Annotated in this window: 12 protein-coding genes; 10 read left to right on the top strand and 2 right to left on the bottom strand. The window is 64.4% G+C overall.

Features of this window, described 5'->3' with window-relative positions:
- Positions 1-53 precede the first annotated feature (53 nt).
- The 10 genes from IEX85_RS11915 (at position 54) to rlmB (ending at position 13,638) form a co-directional block, all read left to right on the top strand.
- Positions 54-2,399 carry a bifunctional diguanylate cyclase/phosphodiesterase gene (locus tag IEX85_RS11915; protein WP_188860815.1) on the top strand — a complete coding sequence of 782 codons (2,346 nt, stop codon included), beginning with the start codon at positions 54-56 and terminating at the stop codon, positions 2,397-2,399.
- A gap of 106 nt (positions 2,400-2,505) precedes the next feature.
- Positions 2,506-3,405 carry a cysteine synthase CysM gene (gene cysM / locus IEX85_RS11910; RefSeq protein ID WP_188860814.1) on the top strand — a complete coding sequence of 300 codons (900 nt, stop codon included), beginning with the start codon at positions 2,506-2,508 and terminating at the stop codon, positions 3,403-3,405.
- A gap of 274 nt (positions 3,406-3,679) precedes the next feature.
- Positions 3,680-5,968 (top strand): GTP diphosphokinase, encoded by a 2,289-nt coding sequence (relA, locus tag IEX85_RS11905; protein WP_188860813.1) that lies wholly within the window; start codon positions 3,680-3,682, stop codon positions 5,966-5,968.
- Positions 5,969-5,977: 9 nt separating this feature from the next.
- On the top strand, positions 5,978-6,784 hold the full coding sequence (mazG, locus tag IEX85_RS11900) for a nucleoside triphosphate pyrophosphohydrolase (RefSeq protein WP_188860812.1): 807 nt from the start codon (positions 5,978-5,980) through the stop codon (positions 6,782-6,784).
- Positions 6,785-6,920: 136 nt separating this feature from the next.
- Complete coding sequence (ppc, locus tag IEX85_RS11895) at positions 6,921-9,527, top strand: phosphoenolpyruvate carboxylase (RefSeq protein ID WP_188860811.1); 2,607 nt, start codon at positions 6,921-6,923, stop codon at positions 9,525-9,527.
- Between the two features lie 574 nt (positions 9,528-10,101).
- The gene (adk, locus tag IEX85_RS11890) at positions 10,102-10,752 is read left to right on the top strand and encodes an adenylate kinase (protein WP_188860810.1); all 651 of its coding nucleotides are present in this window, start codon (positions 10,102-10,104) and stop codon (positions 10,750-10,752) included.
- A 251-nt stretch (positions 10,753-11,003) separates the two neighbouring features.
- On the top strand, positions 11,004-11,471 hold the full coding sequence (locus tag IEX85_RS11885) for a thiosulfate oxidation carrier protein SoxY (RefSeq protein WP_188860809.1): 468 nt from the start codon (positions 11,004-11,006) through the stop codon (positions 11,469-11,471).
- On the top strand, positions 11,468-11,755 hold the full coding sequence (locus IEX85_RS11880) for a thiosulfate oxidation carrier complex protein SoxZ (RefSeq protein WP_188860808.1): 288 nt from the start codon (positions 11,468-11,470) through the stop codon (positions 11,753-11,755). The genes IEX85_RS11885 and IEX85_RS11880 overlap by 4 nt, the downstream gene beginning before the upstream one ends.
- Positions 11,756-11,858: 103 nt before the next feature.
- On the top strand, positions 11,859-12,887 hold the full coding sequence (hemH, locus tag IEX85_RS11875; RefSeq protein WP_188860807.1) for a ferrochelatase: 1,029 nt from the start codon (positions 11,859-11,861) through the stop codon (positions 12,885-12,887).
- The gene (gene rlmB / locus IEX85_RS11870; RefSeq protein ID WP_188860806.1) at positions 12,877-13,638 is read left to right on the top strand and encodes a 23S rRNA (guanosine(2251)-2'-O)-methyltransferase RlmB; all 762 of its coding nucleotides are present in this window, start codon (positions 12,877-12,879) and stop codon (positions 13,636-13,638) included. The genes hemH and rlmB overlap by 11 nt, the downstream gene beginning before the upstream one ends.
- A gap of 192 nt (positions 13,639-13,830) precedes the next feature.
- Here rlmB and IEX85_RS11865 read toward each other — a convergent pair whose 3' ends face one another.
- Together IEX85_RS11865 and IEX85_RS11860 are read right to left on the bottom strand one after the other, a co-directional pair.
- Positions 13,831-15,009, bottom strand: coding sequence for an acetate/propionate family kinase (locus tag IEX85_RS11865; protein ID WP_188860805.1), 1,179 nt, complete (start codon positions 15,007-15,009; stop codon positions 13,831-13,833).
- Complete coding sequence (locus IEX85_RS11860) at positions 15,006-15,956, bottom strand: bifunctional enoyl-CoA hydratase/phosphate acetyltransferase (protein WP_188860804.1); 951 nt, start codon at positions 15,954-15,956, stop codon at positions 15,006-15,008. The genes IEX85_RS11865 and IEX85_RS11860 overlap by 4 nt, the downstream gene beginning before the upstream one ends.
- Between the last annotated feature and the right edge of the window lie 84 nt (positions 15,957-16,040).

The raw sequence follows: 16,040 nt of genomic DNA, 5'->3' as shown, positions 1-16,040 counted from the left end.
GAACCGGCGATTGCCGGTCGATGCGACATGACGGCGGGGTCAACGGAAGCACTATGGGAAAAGTCAACTCTCCAGCTGCATGGATGGTCGCGGCCCGCGCCACGACGGTCTATCTGTCTCTGGCGGTGGCCTGGATCATGCTGTCCGGCCAGGTGCTCGATGCACTGGTGTCGGATGTCGAAACCCGCGCGCGCCTGGAAACCGCCAAGGGCATCGGCTTTGTGTTGTTTACCGCGGCGCTGCTGTACCTGCTGATCTATCGTCAGGTGCATCGCCTCAATGGGGTGCTGGAGCGGCAGCAACAGGACCAGGAGGCGCTGCGCGAGAGTGAGCAGCGCTGGATCTTCGCCCTTGAGGCTGCCGGCCACGGTGTCTGGGACTGGGACGCATCCAGCGACAAGGTCTATTTTTCGCCGCAGTGGAAGCGAATGCTGGGGTACGACGATGCCGACGTCGGCAATAGCCTTGACGACTGGTCGTCGCGGGTGCATCCCGATGATCTCGAAGGCTGTTACGCCGACCTGCAAAGCCATTTCAGCGGCGATGCGCCGGTGTACCGCAACGAGCACCGGATGCTGTGCAAGGACGGCAGTTATCGCTGGATTATAGACTCCGGGATGGTCTGTGCCTGGGACGATGACGGCCAGCCGCTGCGGGTTGTCGGCACTCACACCGATATCACCCGGCTCAAGGAGGCCGAGCAAAAGCTCCGGCAGGCGTCCATTATCTTCGAAAGCACCCAGGAAGGCTTCATGATCACCGACGGCGAGCAGCGTATCCTTGCGGTGAATCCGGCTTTCAGCCGTATCACCGGGTACAGCGAAGCCGAAGTGCTGGGTGATACGCCGCGCCTGCTGCGTTCCGGTCGTCAGGGCCCGGAGTTCTACCGCGAGCTCTGGCGTGAGCTTAACGATACCGGCGGCTGGTGCGGCGAGATCTGGAATCGCGCCAAGGATGGCCGGGTCTATCCACAGCTGCTGACACTCAACGCGGTTCGGGACGAGCAGGGCAGGGTCAGCAACTATATCGCGGTGATGTCCGACATCAGCCAGCTCAGGCGTACCGAGCAGGAGCTCGAGCACCTGGCGCACCATGACCCGCTGACCGGATTGCCCAACCGGGTGCTGCTGCGCGCGCGGATGGAGCAGCTGATGCCGGTCGCCGACCGGGAAGGCCTGCATCTGGCGGTGCTTTGCCTCGACCTCGACCGTTTCAAGCATATCAACGACAGCCTGGGGCACCAGGCCGGCGACGATCTATTGTGCCAGGTGGCCCAGCGGCTGATGTCGGTGGTGCGCGCGGAAGATACGGTGTCGCGTTCGGGCGGCGACGAATTTCTGGTGCTGATGGCGGAGCTGCGGGATATCCATACCGCGACGCTGATGGCGGCAAGGCTCAACCGCGTACTGGAGCAGCCGTTTCACGTCAGGGGCCAGGAACTGTTCGTCAACGCCAGCATCGGCATCAGCCTCTACCCCGACGACGGGCGCAGCTTCGGTGAGCTGCTGCAGTTTGGCGATGTGGCAATGTACGAAGCCAAGAAAGCCGGGGGCGCGGGCTACCACTTCTATGCCAGCGCCCTGACCGAGCGTTCGCAGCAACGCGTCCGGCTTGAGTCGGACCTGCGCCGGGCGCTGGAGGCCGGGGAGCTGGCGTTGCACTACCAGCCGCTGGTGGATCTGCGAGGCGGTCGACTGGTCGGCTTCGAGGCGTTGCTGCGCTGGCAGCATCCGCGGCAGGGCTGGATCGCGCCGGATACCTTCATCCCGCTGGCGGAAGAGAGCGGGCTGATAAAGCCGCTGGGGGACTGGGTGCTGCGGGAGGCTTTCGCCCAGGCATGCACCTGGCACGAAGCCGGGCTCGAATTCGGTACCATCGCGGTCAACGTCTCGCCCCGTCAGCTCGATCAGGACGATCTGCCGGCGCTGGTGCGAAGGCTGTTGCAGGAAACGGGGCTGCCGCCTGGCCGGGTGTCGCTGGAACTGACGGAAACGGCGGTCATGGGGCAGCCGGAACGCGCCCGCAGCGCCCTGGACGAGATCTTCGCCCAGGGAATCGAGCTGTCCATCGACGACTTCGGTACCGGCTATTCCTCGCTGGCCTATCTCAAGCAGCTGCCGTTCGGCAAGCTCAAGATCGATCGCAGTTTCGTGCGCGATATTCCGGGCGATAGCAACGATGTTCAGATCACCCGCGCGATTGTCGCGCTGGGTCATTCGCTGGGGCTGCGTATCGTGGCCGAGGGTGTCGAAACCGAAGCGCAGCGCGATCTTCTGCTCGAACTTGGATGCGATGTGGCGCAGGGCTATCTGTTCGACAGGCCGGTGCCTGCGGACGAAGCGCAGCAGCGCTGGCTGTCGTTCGCGATGGAGCCCTGTCGCAGGAGCGAGTGCAATTGACGCGGCGGCGGCCTTTACCCTAAGATGGCGGACCGCATATCGGTATAAGATACGCGTTTTATATATTATTTCGCTATAAGATTCTAACTGTCTCCGGTAATACGCCATGAGTATCGAATTTCCCACCATCGAAGAGTTCGTCGGCAAGACGCCGCTGGTCCGGCTGCAGCGCCTGCCCGGAGACAGCTCCAACATCATTCTGTGCAAGCTCGAGGGCAACAATCCCGCCGGCTCGGTCAAGGACCGGCCGGCGATGAGCATGATCCAGCAGGCCGAAGCCCGCGGGGATATCAGACCGGGCGACACCCTGATCGAGGCGACGTCCGGCAATACAGGTATCGCGCTGGCGATGGCGGCGGCCATCAAGGGCTACAAGCTGATCCTGATCATGCCGGACAACGCCAGCGAGGAGCGCAAGTCGTCGATGACCGCCTATGGCGCCGAGCTGATCACCGTGACCGCCGAGCAGGGCATGGAGGGCGCCAGGGACCTGGCCGACCAGCTCGAGGCGGAAGGTCGGGGGCGGGTGCTGGATCAGTTCGCCAACCTCGACAATCCCCAGGCGCACTACCTGGGCACGGGCCCTGAGATCTGGCAGCAGACCCACGGACGCGTGACCCATTTTGTCTCGTCGATGGGCACCACCGGCACCATTATGGGGACCTCGCGCTACCTCAAGGAGCAGAATCCGGACATCCGCATCATTGGCCTGCAGCCGGCGGACGGATCCCATATCCCGGGTATCCGCCGCTGGCCCGAGGCTTACCTGCCGAAGATATTCGACCCGGCGCGGGTCGACCAGGTGCTGGACATCGGCCAGCGTGAAGCGGAAGACTGCATGCGTGCGCTGGCAAGACAGGAGGGCATCTTCTGCGGCGTATCCTCGGGCGGTGCGGTGGCGGGCGCGCTGCGGTTGTCGCAGCAGGTCGAAAACGCCGTTATCGTGTGCATCATCTGCGATCGCGGTGATCGCTACCTGTCGACCGGCGTCTACAGCCAGGGTTGAGACTAAAATCGGAATTACCGGAAAGGCCCTGAGGGGCCTTTCGTCGTTTCGGGCCGGGGCGGGCCCTGTGCACGGAACTTGCGTGCGATTGCCGGTCGAAACGACTAGAATGTGCCGCTTGTTCGCCGGAGTCCCCTGAGCCGACCGGCGATTCTGAACAGAAGAATAACAGGCAAGTCAGGTGGCCGTTGTCGGGCTTTCAACCTAAGCAGACGGATCGTGCCATCCGGAAACAGCGTCAGGGTTTCCGTGAATACAGGAGTGGCTCAGTGCCATGGTAAAAGTAAGAGAAGACCATCCGGTTCGCAAGGATGGCAGCGTGGATCTGGACCTGTGGCTGGAAAAACTGCAGCAACAGACGCCGATCGCCGATATCGACGAAATTCGCCGGGCCTGCGAGCTGGCCCGGACCGCCCAGGAGCAGGCGGCGGTCAACAGCCAGGACGATGATCTCTGGTCCACCCAAACCAATGAGGCCACGGGCAGTTACCGCACCGGTCTCGACATGGCCAGTATTCTGGCCGAACTGCAGCAGGATCAGGTCACCCTGGTCGCGGCCATCCTCTACCGCTCCGTTCGCGAAGGCAAACTCAGCCTGGCACGGGTAGCGGAACTCTTCGGCGCCGAGGCGTCGCATCTGATCGACGGCGTGCTGCAGATGGCCGCCATCGGCACCCGCAAGAATCCGCGCTTCGAGGAAACGGTGCTCGGTACCGGCGTCAACCAGGTCGACAACGTCCGCAAGATGCTGGTGGCGATGATCGATGACGTGCGTGTCGCCCTGATCAAGATCGCCGAACGCACCTGCGCCATTCGCGGCGTGAAGACGGGCTCGAGGCGCAAACGCTACCTGGTGGCGCGGGAAGTTTTCGATATCTATGCGCCGCTGGCGCATCGTCTTGGTATCGGGCATATCAAGTGGGAGCTCGAGGACCTTTCGTTCCGCTACCTGAAGCCGAATGACTACAAGGAAATCGCCAAGCTGCTGGATGAGAAGCGGCTCGATCGCCAGGAGTACATCGACAAGGTGGTCGAGCTGCTCAAGGGCGAGCTGCGGGGCGTGAATATCGACGGTCAGGTGATGGGCCGGGCCAAGCATATTTACAGCATCTGGCGCAAAATGCAGCGCAAGAACATCGAGTTCAGCCAGGTCTACGATGTTCGTGCGGTGCGTATCCTGGTGCCCGAAACCCGCGACTGTTACACCGCGCTGGGTATCGTGCACGGTCTGTGGCGCAACATCCCCCATGAATTCGACGACTATATCGCCTCGCCCAAGCCCAATGGCTACCGTTCGCTGCACACCGCGGTGATCGGCCCCGAGGGCAAGGTACTGGAGATTCAGATCCGGACCCGAGAAATGCACGACGAGGCGGAATTAGGCGTCTGTGCGCACCACCTTTACAAGGGCACGGACACCAACAGCCGCAGCACCTCCTACGAGGACAAGATCGCCTGGCTGCGGCAGGTACTCGAGTGGCACGATGACCTGGGGCAGAGCGAAGCCTTCGGCGAGATGCTTCGCGGCGACGTCGCCCAGGACCGGGTTTACGTCTTCACTCCGGACGGGCACGTGCTGGATCTGCCCAACGGCGCCACGGCGCTGGATTTCGCCTACCGCGTCCACACCGAGATCGGGCACCGTTGCCGCGGCGCCAAGGTCAATGGCCGTATCATCCCGCTGACGCGGGCGCTGCAGACCGGCGATCAGGTCGAGATCATGACCTCGAAGGAGGCGCAGCCGCGGCGCGACTGGCTCAATGCCAACCTGGGGTATGTCACCACTTCGCGGGCCAGGGCCAAGATCTCGCACTGGTTCAAGACCCAGGCGCGGGAGCAGAACGCCGACGCCGGTCGCCATATCGTCGAGCGGGAGTTCAAGCGCCTGGCGCTCGATATCCGGGAGATTGACCTCGGAAGGATCGCCCACGACCTGCATTATCGCGCCATCGAAGACATGTACTCGGGGGTCGGTGCCGGCGACCTGCGCCTGTCGCAGATCATCAACGCCGCCCAGCGTCAGGTCGAGGTCGATCACCATGACGAGCAGCTCGACCTGGAGCTGCCGTCGTCGGCGCCCCGGGGCAAGGGTTCCGCCGACGAGGGGATCCGCATCCGTGGCGTCGGCAATCTGCTGACCTTCATGGCCAGCTGCTGCAAGCCGGTTCCGGGCGATCCGATCGTCGGCTACATCACCCAGGGTCGCGGCGTCTCGATTCACCGCGAGGACTGCAGCAATGCCCTGGGACTGCGCGAGCAGGAGCCGGAGCGGATGATCGAGGTCGACTGGGGCGAGAAGAGCGAAGCGACCTATCCCGTCGATATCCTGATCGAGGCCTACGACCGCTCCGGTCTGCTGCGCGATATCATGATGGAACTGGCCAACAGCAACCTCAACGTACTGGCGGCCAACACCCTGACCGACCGCAAGAGCAATATCGCCCGGCTGTCGTTCACCATCGAAATCGCGCGTCTGGAGCTGCTCGGACGCATCATGGACAAGATCAACCAGATCCCGAACGTGATCGACGTGCACCGCCAGCGCAGCGGGTTCACGACTTGAGGAGCCAAGATGCAATACCGAATCGACGACCTCGTGACCCTGATGGCGCGCCTGCGCGATCCCGGCGACGGCTGTCCCTGGGATCTGAAGCAGGATTTCGCCAGCATCGTGCCGCATACACTGGAGGAGGCTTACGAGGTCGCGGACACCATCGAGCGGCAGGACTGGGCGCATCTGCGTGACGAGCTCGGCGACCTGCTGTTTCAGGTGATCTTTTACGCCCGCCTCGGCGAGGAGCAGCAGCGCTTCGATTTCGACGCCATCGTCGATGCCCTGGTGCGCAAGCTAATCCGGCGCCATCCCCATGTCTTCCCGGCCGGGACCCTCGAGTCGCGGGCCGGCGATCAATCGCGCAGCGAAGCCCAGATTCGTGAGAGCTGGGAGACGATCAAACAGCAGGAGCGCGACGACAAGGCAAAGGGCGGTGTGCTCGACGACGTGCCGTTGTCGCTGCCGGCCCTGAGCCGGGCGGCCAAGCTGCAAAAGCGTGCGGCCCGGGTCGGCTTCGACTGGCCCGAGACGCTGCAGGTACTGGACAAGATCGAAGAGGAAATCGCCGAGCTGCGCGAAGCGATCGGACGTGGCGCCGAGGACGAGATTCGCGACGAGCTTGGCGACCTGATGTTCGCCCAGGTCAATCTAGCGCGTCATCTCGGCGTCGACCCGGAAGCGGCGCTGCGCGGTACCAACGCCAAGTTTTCTCGCCGCTTCGCCCATATCGAGGATGCCGTCGAGGCGTCCGGTCAGGACTGGGGCGACTTCAGCCTTGCCGAGCTCGACGCCCTCTGGAACGAGGCCAAGACCAGGGGCCTCTGACTGCCGCGGCTGAGCCTGCCGCCACTGCTGTCGACGGTATTCCGTTGTTCTGTCCACTTTCTTTTGCCACGACAAATCTATTATCGTCGGGGTATGGGAAAAGCCGGCGTTGCCGGTCTGAGAAGGGGGAAACAGGATGACCGATTTGCACGAAGCCCTGAGAGACGATGTCCGCATGCTGGGCGACTGCCTGGGACAGACGATCGAGAATCAGCTCGGTGAGGCTTTTCTGGCGAAGGTGGAACATATTCGCAAGCTCGCCAAGGCCGGCCGGATCGAGGAGGACAGCGAGCACGACCAGCTGCTCGAGGCCCTCGAGGCGCTGAGCGAGGACGAGGTGCTGCCGGTGGCGCGCGCCTTCACCCAGTTTCTCAACCTCGCCAATATTGCCGAAGAGCACCACCGCGTGCGTCGTCATCTCGAGGCCGCGGGCCAGGATACGCCCGAATCCATCGGTCAGCTGTTCCGGCGCCTGCTCGACGGCGGCAGCAGCGTCGAGCAGATCGTCGACGGCCTTGGCGGCATGTCGGTGGATCTGGTGCTCACCGCCCACCCGACCGAGGTCAACCGCCGTACCCTGATTCAGAAGTTCGACGCCATCGCCGACTGTCTCAAACGGCTCGACCGGGGCGAGAAGGTCGAGCACCGGCTGCGCGAGCTGATCAGCCAGATCTGGCATACCGACGAGATCCGCCAGCAGCGGCCGACGCCGGTGGAAGAGGCCAAATGGGGCTTCGCGGTGATCGAAAACTCGCTGTGGGAAGCGGTGCCGAAGTTTCTGCGCGCGCTCGATGAACAGCTGCACGAGGTGCTCGGGGTCTGCCTGCCGCTGGATTGCTGCCCGGTCCGCTTCGCCTCCTGGATGGGGGGAGACCGCGACGGCAACCCCAACGTGACCGCTACGGTCACCGAAGAGGTGCTGCTGCTGTCGCGCTGGCAGGCGGCGGATCTTTACTACCGCGATATCGACCGCCTGCGCGCGGAGCTTTCCATGAGCCGCTGCAACAGCGAACTGCGCAGCCGCGTCGGCGATGTCGGCGAGCCCTATCGCGAGCTGCTGGCGCAGCTTCGCGAGTCCCTCGGTCGTACCAAAACCTGGATCAAGGCGCGGCTGGACGGCGAGCAGGTGCCGCCGCAGTCGGTGCTGCTGCGCGAGGACGATCTGCTCGAGCCGCTTTTGCTGTGCTACCGGTCGCTCAGCGAGTGCGGCATGCAGATTATCGCAGAGGGCTTGCTGCAGGACGTTATCCGCCGCGTCGCCTGCTTCGGCATGACGCTGGTGCGGCTCGATATCCGCCAGAACGCCGACCGCCACGCCGAGGTATTCGACGAGCTGACGGGGTTTTACGGTTTGGGCCGTTTCAGCGACTGGAGCGAGCGCCAGCGCTGCGATTACCTGCTCGAAGAACTGCGCAGCCGCCGGCCTCTGTTGCCGAGGCACTGGCAGCCGTCGGAGTCGGTGCAGGAGGTGCTCGATACCTGCGCGGTGGTGGCCCGGACCGAACCCAACTCCCTTGGCAGCTACGTGATATCGATGGCGAGCAGCCCGTCCGACGTGCTGGCGGTGGTGCTGCTGCTGCAGGAGATGGGCTTGCGCCACAATATGCGCGTGGTGCCCTTGTTCGAAACCCTGGACGACCTCGACGGCGCCAGCGACTGCATCGACGCGCTGCTGTCGCTGGACTGGTACCGGGACTATATCGAGGGCCATCAGGAAGTGATGATCGGCTATTCCGACTCGGCCAAGGACGCCGGCCAGCTGGCCGCGGCCTGGGGGCAGTTCAAGGCCCAGGAATCGCTGACGGCGCTGTGCCAGCGGCACGGCGTGCGGCTGACGCTGTTCCACGGCCGCGGCGGTACCGTGGCGCGCGGCGGCGGTCCGAGTCACACCGCGATACTGGCGCAGCCGCCGGGGTCGGTCGACCGTAGCCTGCGGGTGACCGAGCAGGGCGAAATGATCCGCTTCAAGTTCGGTATTCCGGAGATCGCCACGCGCAACCTGGAGCTGTACGCGGGCGCCGTGCTGCAGGCGACGCTGGATCCGGCGCCGGGCCCGGAGTCCGAATGGCGCGAGCAGATGGAGCGGATGGCGTCGGAAGGGATGCGCGAGTACCGCGCCGTGGTGCGGGCCGACGAGCATTTCGTGCCCTATTTCCGTGCCGCCACGCCGGAGCTGGAGCTGGCCAAGCTGCCACTGGGCTCGCGTCCCGCCAAGCGCCGGGCCGAAGGCGGTATCGAGAGCCTGCGGGCGATCCCCTGGATCTTCGCCTGGACCCAGATCCGGCTGATGCTGCCGGCCTGGCTCGGCTCCGACAATGCCCTGGACAGCGCCACAGCAGCGGGGCAACTGCCGCTGTTGCACCGCATGTACCGCGACTGGCCGTTTTTCCATGCCAATATCGACATGCTGGAGATGGTGTTGGCCAAGAGCGACCCGGATATCGCCGCCTTCTACGACACCCGGCTGGTGTCGGAGGAACTGCGGGTGCTCGGTTCGAGTCTGCGATCCCGGCTGCGCCGTGCCGTCGAACTGGTCAACGACATCAAGCAGCAGACCCGGCTGCTGACCGACAACCCGGTCATCCGCCAGTCCATCGAGGTGCGCAACCCCTATATCGATCCGCTGCACTTTCTGCAGGCCGAGCTGCTGCTGCGCGACCGCACTCAGCCCGACAGCCGCCTGGAGCGGGCGTTGATGGTGACGATGTCTGGCATCTCGGCGGGGATGCGCAATACCGGATAGCTCCGGGGGAGCCGCCTCGTGGGAGCCGCGCCCCGCGGCGAAGTCTTGTCTGGCTCCATGCCGGGTCCATTCGCGGCGAGACGCCGCTCCCACAGCCAGTTTCGCGTAGGAGCCGCGCCCCGCGGCGAAGCTTTGTCGGGCTTCATGCCGGGTCCATTCGCGGCGAGACGCCGCTCCCACAGCCAGTTTCGCGTAGGAGCCGCGCCCCGTGGCGAAGTCTTGTCGGGCTCCATGCCGGGTCCATTCGCGGCGAGGCGCCGCTCCCATCGCCGGCTGTTCACTCGTTAGTCAGCTCCGGGCTTGATGCCAACCCTGTTTATAGCGTAACCTCAGTACCCTTTTGCGCTCTGCGTCCGGCCGCAAGCCTGGCGCTCTCGTAGCGTGCTGACGAAAAATCGCGTGGGTTAGCGCCCGATCTGCCGCCTTTTTCCTCAGTGCGTTAGGGCTAATGTCCAATTGTGACCTCGCTTCCGGCCCGTTACCGTGCGGAACAAGGGTTAGCAATCGCCTTTGGCCACGCCGCCTACGCGAACAGTTTTTTACAATTACAACTTGAAACTTAGGAGTAAATTCCATGCGTATTATCCTTCTGGGCGCTCCGGGCGCCGGTAAAGGTACTCAGGCGCAGTACATCACCGAGAAGTACGGCATCCCGCAGATCTCCACCGGCGACATGCTGCGTGCAGCGGTCAAGGCGGGCACCCCGCTGGGTATCAAGGCCAAGGAAGTCATGGATGCCGGTCAGCTGGTTTCCGACGAGATCATCATCGGCCTGGTGAAGGAACGCATCGCCCAGGACGACTGCGCCAAAGGTTTTCTGTTCGATGGTTTTCCGCGCACCATTCCGCAGGCCGACGCGCTCAAGGAAGCCGGTGTCAAGATTGACGCTGTGGTCGAGATCGACGTAGCTGATGAAGAAATCATCAAGCGCATGAGCGGTCGTCGCGTGCACCCGGGTTCGGGGCGTACCTACCACGTCGTTTTCAACCCGCCGAAGACCGAAGGCAAGGACGACGTCACCGGTGAAGACCTGATCCAGCGCGACGACGACCAGGAAGACACCGTACGTGCCCGCCTGAAGGTCTACCACGACCAGACCGCGCCGCTGGTCAGCTACTACAAGGGCTGGGCGGAAGAAGACGCGGGCGCGGCGCCGCGCTACGTATACATTCCGGGTGTGGGTTCCGTCGAAGACATTCGCGACAGCATCTTCGCCGCACTCTGAGCCGGCACTGATGCCTATGGGGGCCGCTGTCGCACAGCGGCCCTTATTTTTTGTTCCACCAGAAATCAGAGTGAAACAGGGCGCTAAACCTTAGGATGGGTGGAGCCGCCATAGGTACTGCCTTGCCGCCAGGCAGGGGCCCGGGGGCGGCGCAACCCATCGAAGATACCGCAAAGCTCATTTTGACTCGCATGCCAGGTCAGTTGGGATATCCTTTCAGCCTGGCCGATATGCAACAGCAGGAACACGGAATGAAGCGTCGGGTACTGATCAGTCGACTGGCAACCACCGCCGCATTGTTGCTGGCGCCGTTGCGTGCACTGGCGACCTGGAACCGCTCGGCCTTCGAGAGCGCCCTGCCGGATGAGGCCCTGCGGGCGGCGTTCGGCAGAAGCGACACCCAGCCTGCAGTCGAAATTGAACTGAAACTGCCAACCAATGCGTATCACGGCGACCTGGTTCCGGTCATGGTGTCGACGCGCCTGCCGCAGGTGACCCGCATGGCCCTGCTGGTGCACGACAACCCCAGGCCGCTGGCGGCGCTGGTGGTATTCGGGCCGCGGGCGCTGCCGGAGCTGGCCACCCGTCTGCGCCTGACGGGGTCGAGCCTGGTGTCGGTGGTGGTGGAGTCCAATGGCAGTCTCTATCGCAACAGCCAGCCGGTTCGGGTGATACTCGATGGCTGTCGCGGTGAGCCATTCGAGGCGGCGCGTTCGTGAAGATCAAGGCGTCGGAAGAGAACGGTATCGTTACGGTGCAGCTGTTCCTGAATCATCCGATGGTGCCCGGTCGCATCTGTGGCCCCGGAGCCGGGGAGGCGGATTTCATCCAGCAGCTGGAAGTGCGTTACGACGGCGAGCGTATCTTCAGTGCGGACCTGTCGGACGCACTGTCCCGGGATCCATTCCTGCGCTTTCGCTTCAACGGCGCCCGGGGCGGTCAGCTGGAAGTGCTCTGGCGCGACAATCAGGGGCGGGACCGGCGCGAACTGCACCGGCTCTGACCGGGCCGGCAGTTGGGGTTTGGCGCGGAGCCTGGTCGCAGGCGCCGGCAGACCATTCGAACAGGGGACCGGCCGACAGGGGCCGGAGACAGCAAGGGCAGGCATGAAGCAGCAAAAGACAGCGATTATCCTGGTCAATCTGGGTACGCCGGACGCGCCGGAACCGGGCGCGGTGCGCCGGTATCTGAAGCAGTTTCTCTCCGATCCGCGGGTGGTCGAAGGGCGTGGACCGCGACGCTGGCTGTGGCTGGCGGTGCTCAATCTGATCATTCTCAATCTGCGCCCCCGCCGGGTGGCGCGCCTTTATGCGTCGATCTGGGATGGGGATTCGCCGATGCGGCGCATCCTCAACGGCCAGGTCGCGGCACTGGGGCGCGAGCTGCAAAAGCGCTTCGCGGACCGGAGTCCCGATGTGTTCGCCGCCATGACCTACGGTGCGCCGGGACTTGAGTCGCGGCTGCGGGAGTTGGCTGACAGCGGCTACGGCCGGGTGCTGGTGATTCCGCTCTATCCGCAGTATTCGGGCACCACCACGGCGCCGATCTACGATGTGCTGGCGCGTTTTCAGCAGCAGCGCAGGGAAGTGCTCGATATCCGCGTGGTGAAGCAGTTTTACGACCACCCCGCCTATATAGAAGCGCTGGCGCAGAGCGTTCGCGAGCATCGCAGCCGGCATGGCGACGCTGACCGGCTGATCCTGTCCTATCACGGTATTCCTCAGGAGTACGTCGATCGCGGCGACCCCTACGGCGACCAGTGCCTGGCAACCAGCGAGGGGCTCAGGCAGGCGCTCGGCCTGTCGTCGGAGCAGTGCCTGACGACCTTCCAGTCCCGCTTCGGTCCCAAGGCCTGGCTGCAGCCCTACACGGACAAGACCCTGGAGTCGCTGCCGGCAAAGGGCATCAAACGGGTGGATATCATTTCGCCGGCCTTCACCGCCGATTGCCTGGAAACACTGGAAGAGATCGCGGTCGAGAACCGGGATATCTTCCTCGGGGCCGGCGGCAGTGAATATCGCTATATTGCGGCGCTGAACGAGGCGCCTGCCTTTATTGGACTGCTGGCGCAGCTGGTATCAGAGCAGGCGGGCGACTGGATCGGTGTCAACAAGGAGCTGCGTGATGCAGGATGAAATTCTATTCGGTCAGCATGCGGTTCGCACCGCACTGAAAAAGGACGCCCGGCGCATCAAGCGTCTGCTGGTGCAGAAGGGTCGCCGCGACGAGCGCATGCAGCAGCTGCTCTCTCTGGCCGCAGAGGTGCATATCCGGCCGCAGGAAGTCGACCGGCGGGAGCTGGAGCGTCTTGCCGGCGACGGAGTCCATCAGGGCGTGCTGGTGGTCTGCGAGCCGATGCGCTCGCACGACGAATCCTTCCTCGAGCAGCTGCTCGACAGCCTCGAAGGTCAGCCGCTGCTGCTGGTGCTCGATGGTGTCACCGACCCGCACAATCTCGGCGCCTGTCTGCGTACCGCCGACGCGGCCGGGGTGCAGGCGGTGATTGCGCCCAAGGACAAATCGGCGCCGCTCAATGCCACGGTGTCCAAGGTCGCCTGCGGCGCTGCGGAAGTGGTGCCCTACGTCCAGGTCACAAACCTGGCGCGAACCCTGCAGTCGTTGCAGCAGCGCGGTATCTGGATCACCGGTACCGCCGGCGAGGCCGAGCAGCTGGTGTACGAGGCCGATCTGAAGGGCCCCATGGCGCTGGTTATGGGGGCCGAGGGCAAGGGCATGCGGCGTCTGACCCGCGAGCACTGCGACCAGTTGGTGAAGATCCCGATGGCCGGCGAGGTCAGCAGCCTCAACGTCTCGGTCGCGACCGGCGTGTGCCTGTTCGAGGCGGTGCGCCAGCGGTGCGTAGGAGCGGCGCCTCGCCGCGAATGAGGGTTGGCTCCTGGCAGGGGTAGTTGTGGGCCGCGCCCCGCTCGGGCATCCTGCAACCCATCTGGCGTCACTGCGCCCGTCAGGGGGGGCGAACGGATCCAATCCAGGTCGCCTGCGACGCCCATGACGGGTTTCGCCGCCAAAGGTGCCGTGCGCTTCTGAAACTACGCGGTATTGGCGGCTCCACCCATCCTACAACAGTTGCTCCAGCACATGCTGCGCGATCATCGCGCCCTCGTGGGTATGGATGACGAACGCCCGTACCGGGCTGTCAGGCAGACTGATCAGCTCGTCGCCGCGGGCGTTGGCGTCCTCGTCCAGGCGTACACCAAGCCAGCCCAGCCGCCTGAGCATACGGGCGCGTACATCGGCATCGTTCTCACCGACTCCGCCGGTAAACAATATCCGGTCGCAGCCTTCCAGCGCCGCGCTCAGCCGTCCCGCCTCCAGCGCCGCGCGGTAGGCGAACATCTCGATCGCTTCATCGGCGCGGGGATCCGGGCTCCGGTGAAGTTCCAGCATTTCGGCGCTGACGCCGGAGACGCCGAGCCAGCCGCTTTCCTTGTACAGCAGGCGCTCCAGAGCGTCGGGGTCGAGGCCATGCTGGCGCATCAGGTAGATCAGAACACCGGGGTCGATATTGCCGCAACGACTGCCCATGGGCAGGCCTTCGAGGGCGGTAAAGCCCATGCTCGAGGCGATCGAGCGTCCATCCTGGACCGCGCACATGCTGGCGCCGGCGCCGAAGTGGCATAGCAGCGAGCGGCCGCGGCCCTCGTTCCGCTGTTCCAGCCGGCGCTGTACGTATTCGTAGGACAGACCGTGGAAGCCGTAGCGCTGCACGCCCTCGTCGGCGAAATGCCGGGGCAGGGCATAGCGCCGCTCCAGTGGGCTCTGGCCGACGTGGAACATGGTGTCGAAGCAGGCGACCTGCAGCAATGCCGGCAGACGCCGGCGGCAGGCCTGGATCAGCTCCAGGTTGAACGGCTGGTGCAGCGGGGCCAGCGGGTTGAAGCCGCGCAGCCTTTCCATCAGGTCGTCGTCGACCGGCATCGGTCGCGCCAGCTCGGCGCCGCCGTGCACCACCCGGTGGCCGACCGCGAGCAGTTCGCAGTGGGACAGCTCCGACCCGATCCAGTCCAGCACCAGGTTGAGCGCCGCCACCAGGCGTCGTCCCGGTTCGATACGGCTGAAATCGGGCGCCCGCTGCTCGAGCGCGGCGCCGTCGCCGTGCCGTATTTCCAGTCGGGCGGCGCCGAGCGCATCCTTGAGCTGCAGCCGGTAGCGCAGCTGCGGCACGCCGTCGACGGGCTCGTAAAGGCCGCACTTGAGACTGGATGAACCGCCGTTGACCGCCAGTACCAGCTTCATTCGTCACCCCGTGCGGTCAGCGGCTGATGCACCTGGTGGGATGCCAGGGCGCAGGATGCCAGCCGGGTCAGCAGTTTGTCGGAACGGCTGGTGAGAATGATCGGCACGCGGGCGCCGAGGGCAAGGCCGGCGGACTTGGCGTTGGCCAGATAAACCAGCTGCTTGGCGATCATGTTGGCGGCTTCGAGGTCAGGCGCCAGCAGGATATCGGCGTCGCCCGACACCGGCGATGTGATGTGCTTGTCATCCGCCGCCTCGCGGGAGATGGCATTGTCGAAGGCCAGGGGGCCGTCGACGATGCCACCGCTGATCTGGCCCCGGTCCGCCATTTTGCACAGCGCCGCGGCATCGAGGGTGCTCTGCATGCTCGATTTCACCTTTTCCACCGCGGCGAGCACCGCCACCTTTGGCATCTGGATGCCGAGGCCGCGGCAGAAGTCGATGGCGTTCTGGACGATATGACGCTTGATATCCAGATCCGGCGTCACGTTGATCGCCGCATCGGTGATCACCAGCGGCTTCGGATAGCTGGGGATATCGAATACGAAAACATGGCTCAAACGCCGTTCCGTGCGGATGCCGCGGGTCTTGTGCAGCACGGCCCCGAGCAGCTCGGAAGTGCCGAGCCCGCCCTTCATCAGCGCATCGGCGCTGCCGCTGCGTATCCGATCGCAGGCTATTTCGGCGGCCGCGTGGCTGTGGGGGCTGTCGATGATCTCTGTATCGTCAAGGTTCAGGTCCAGCTCCTCGGCGGTGGCGCGGATACGGGCTTCGGGGCCGACCAGCGTCGGTGTGATCAGTCCCTGGGCTGCGGCTTCCAGTGCGCCGCAGAGACTGTTGGCGTCCACCGGATGCACGACCAGAGTGCGAATCGGGCGCACCCTGCGTGCCTGTTCGATGAAGAACTCGAGCTGATCGTGCGGCGGTGGCGTTGGCGTCTCGGGCATTGGATACCTCTGTGGTTAAGTTCCGTCTTCAATATAGGGGTATAGCAGTATTATGTTGCAGTGCAACAGCGGCGGCGCTGACGC

Source organism: Marinobacterium nitratireducens, from assembly GCF_014645375.1.
In the GTDB taxonomy this organism is placed as follows: domain Bacteria; phylum Pseudomonadota; class Gammaproteobacteria; order Pseudomonadales; family Balneatricaceae; genus Marinobacterium_A; species Marinobacterium_A nitratireducens.
Note: the sequence above shows the minus strand (reverse complement) of the source record. Positions and strands in the feature narration are given on the sequence as shown.